General features: G+C 32.2%; 1 protein-coding gene. It reads left to right on the top strand.

Annotated features, from left to right (window positions below):
• The first annotated feature begins 400 nt into the window (after nucleotides 1-400).
• Nucleotides 401-3427: a PD-(D/E)XK nuclease family protein gene (locus tag CQA44_RS11390; RefSeq protein WP_115547335.1), complete on the top strand. Its 3027-nt coding sequence runs from the start codon at nucleotides 401-403 to the stop codon at nucleotides 3425-3427.
• Nucleotides 3428-3959: the final 532 nt, after the last annotated feature.

The following is a 3959-nucleotide window of genomic DNA, read 5'->3' as shown; positions in this document are numbered from 1 at the left end:
GATTCTCTGTATTCATATCTCAATATCAAAGAGGTGTATTCTTAGTCAATGATACACAAACCTTATCATGTCTTTGATATAAAGAGAAAGAGGAATCATACTAATTTGTGTGATGATTATTTTATCTACTATTGAGTGTGTTTGTCATGGGGGGGGGGGGGATTTTAAAATGAGGACATTTGCCATTTTTTGACGCCTGTATCAATCATAGCAATTAACATAACTCAAAAATAAGATTAAATATCTCAGTCATCAAAAATATTTGCATGTTAATAATCCTCACTTCGAATAAATCTTATAAAATAAATTTTAAAAATGCAACACTTGCTCATTTCAAGCATAAATGCTACAATGTTATTTTTTTAATAAAGACTTCAATCCTTAAGCTAGGAAGAAAGTTATGCTTACAAAGAAAAAGTTTGACAATAGCATTTCAAGTAATGCACAATCTCACCAAAGCACACTCTCCTGCCTAGAATCTCTTGGTGAAACAAAAGATTCAATCCTGTCAAAATCCAAAAATCAAACACACCGCATGCAAGACTCCGCTACAAACAGCGCAGACTTAAACGCACTTTTTACTTATAAGCAAAGCCTCTTTGTTCTTAGTACCGCTAGAGCCAGAAAGGAATTTTGCTGCCATTATTCAGATGTTGTAGGCATTGATTTTAATCCACTTCATCAGCTTTGCAATGAAGAAAAACAAAACGTCAATCTTGTTGCTGATAAAATTCATAAAGAATGGTTTTATCTCTTTGATTTCTCAAAAAAGACTGAATCCAAAGACATCATATTGCCCCCCACACTGACAATCCCTGAATTTTTTCAGAAAGTAGCTTATCCCTCTCGTGCCCTTATCCCAAAAAATGTTCAAGAATTTTTTATCTCACAAGCTTTGCGAAGTGTGAAAAAATCAAAAAAATTCTCTTCACATGAAAGTAAAAGTTTTCTAAGCTCTGAAGAAAGCTTTCTCTCTTATCTACAAAGCTCAAATATTTTGTTACATTTCTATGAAGAATTACGTGAGCATAAAATCGCTATTACAGCAGAGAATCTCAAGAAATTTAGCATGATTGACACACATGAGGAATATGAATGGCAGCTTGATATGATTGCAGAGGTTTATACCCAATACCAGAATATGCTAACTCTTAATAACCTTACAGATGGGATTTATAGCAACAATAGTGGGCAAAATTATAAGATTCTAGAATCTTATCTTTCGGAATTTGAGAGCGTCCATATTGAACTTGAAGGATTCATTTCTCCTTTGCAATACGAGATTATTCTTAATGTTTCACATATTATTCCCGTTTTTTTACACTTCCGCACAGACTTTTACAATGTCCAGCATTTTAACTCCTATTTTGATAAATTGGGGCTGCATATCAAAGCAAACAAGAAGTATATCTATTGCTTGCCAAGCAACAATCTCCTTTTTATAGAAGATTCTCAAGTAAAACTCTCTAACCTGAAATTTTATAAAACAAAAAAAGCTTTTAATCAGGCAAATCTCGCTTTGGATATGGCTTACAAGTGGCAAGAGCAAATCCTAAGCGGTAAAGCTAGTGAGCTAGATTTTGCTATTATCTTACCTAATGAATCTTTTGTAAATCATCTTGCAATATTAGATTTTGCGAATGTGTTTAACTTTGCTATGGGAACTAGTATTCAATCGACAAAAGAATATCAAATTTTAGAATCTTTGTATCAGGAATTCTCACAAACATACAATAAAGACACACACAACATACTCGATATAAAACCCTTAATTGACTTCCTCTCTACTAAAGAACTAGATTCATTGCATAAGGAGTCTCATGACAATAATATATCTTTAGATAATGATATAGACATCACACAAACATTGGAAAATATCAAAAGACTAGAACAATTAATATCAAGAGATTTTTTTAACGATTTTGAATGGGAATCCAAGAATTCCTATGATACAGAAGATTGCACTGACATTCCCAATTCTCTATGGAATTTTTTACAAAACTCTATGCAAAATCCCAAATATCATCATATCCAGAATCCAACACTTAAACACTTAGAAAAAATACTCCAGATTCTCTTTCACCGCAATAAATCTATTTTGACCCATGCTATCAATATCCTTATAACGTTAAAAACTATGACACAACTGCATCTATTTGAAGTTCAGCCATTAGGATTTGGCGAGCTTTTTTCACTTTTTATGCATGATTTTAACACGTTTCGCCTTGATGATATATCTGGAGGGAAAATTCGTGTTATGGGTGCATTAGAGGCAAGGAATTTAAGCTTCAAGGAAGCTTTAATCATAGATTTTACTGATGATTTTATCCCCAATGTTCAATCTCAAGATATGTTTCTGAACTCTAATATCAGAAAGTTTTACCATATCCCTACAAAGATGGACAAAGAAAATCTTTTTAAGCATCACTATTACAATATTATGAAAAACACAAAAACCACGCATATTAGCTTCGTTACCAATAAGCTCAAACTACCTTCTAATATGCTCTTTGAATTGCATTGCAATCTAGGCAAAGCAAAGGATATTGATACATTATATAGCTATTATGATACATCACTGAGTTTGCAAGACTCTTTTCAAGAAGACAAATTTGAACCCTTCATCTATACGCAAGCTTTTAGTGCTAGTGCTCTTGATGTGTATCAATCTTGTGTGCGTAAATTCTATTTTCAATATATCGAACATTTACAAAATGAACCTCCAAGTAATGATAAAAATACCACTTCAAAAGAAGTCGGGCAATCTATTCATAATGCCTTATATACTAGCTATAAAAGTTTTATCAATAAGGACTTATGTGTGCGAGACATAGAATCTATAAGAGAGATTTTTACCTATGAATGTAATAAAATCATTCATACAAATAACACCCAATACACTATTAATACGCGCATGGAGATAGACAGGCTACTTTATGTCATGCAATATTTTTTTAACAATGAAATAGAACGATTGCGTAAAAATTCCCTCACGATTCTAGCACTTGAGCATGCTTTTAGTGTGCATTGTTGTGGATATGAATTCAAGGGTATTATTGATCGCATTGAAAAGTATGATAATGTAATCTGGGTATATGATTATAAAACCGGCAAGCAACCAAACAATGCGCAAGTTGATAGCCTACAAATGCCGCTATATAGTCTCTGTCTTGAGAAAGCTAAAGAGTCTTTTGATTTTCTCAAGCCCTATAGAGATTTACCCATTCAATACGGTTATGTGTATTTAGAAGATTGTTCACCCTTTAGCACCAAGCCCTATCTATTGCTGCAAGATTCTATGACACTACAAAACAAACAAGCAGAAATGTTGCAAATGCTACAAACTTTTGGCAAAGAGAATGTCCAAACAGAACGAATAAAAATTTGCCAAAACTGTATCTATGCCATTATCTGCAATAAGATTTAGATTCTCAATCTTAATGTTATCACTGCGTAAAACTTAAAAATAATTTCAAACCACTAAAGATTCAATCATAGAATCTAAAAAATCAAAATAAGGTAACGTTGCGCTTTAGTGATTGAAAGGATATTTCAACTCATTATCTTTCCAAGTTTTACAAACAAGACCTTGAAAAATTTAATGTGTCTTGGAAAGTAATGAGACTCTAGCATAATATTCTTTAATGAGATTGAGATAGCAGAGATTAGATTCTATTATCAAGAGATTGTATTATCATCGTATGCAGATAGAAATTCCATAATCGTTTTTTGCAAGTGAGGAGATAAGAGAAATAAAATTTCATAGAGAGGAGAGATGATTTTAGGTTGATAAGGAGGCATTAAGATAAATTTAGAGATTCCATAAATGAGAGCTATGAATCCACAAATGAGTGATACAAAATCCTTAAATTTTAGAATCTAGATTCTATCACAAAGCTCTACAAGCTTCAAAATACAAGCATAGATTTTAAAATAATATAAGCTTTGTTATTTGAAGT

The sequence above is a fragment of the Helicobacter sp. MIT 14-3879 genome (genome assembly GCF_003364125.1).
The sequence above is the reverse complement of the archived record's forward strand: the minus strand, read 5'-3'. Positions and strand labels throughout refer to the sequence as shown.

What these genes read in the sequence shown, in the direction of transcription:
- CQA44_RS11390 (WP_115547335.1), top strand. Translation starts at nt 401, where the DNA reads ATGCTTACAAAGAAAAAGTTTGACAATAGCATTTCAAGTAATGCACAA.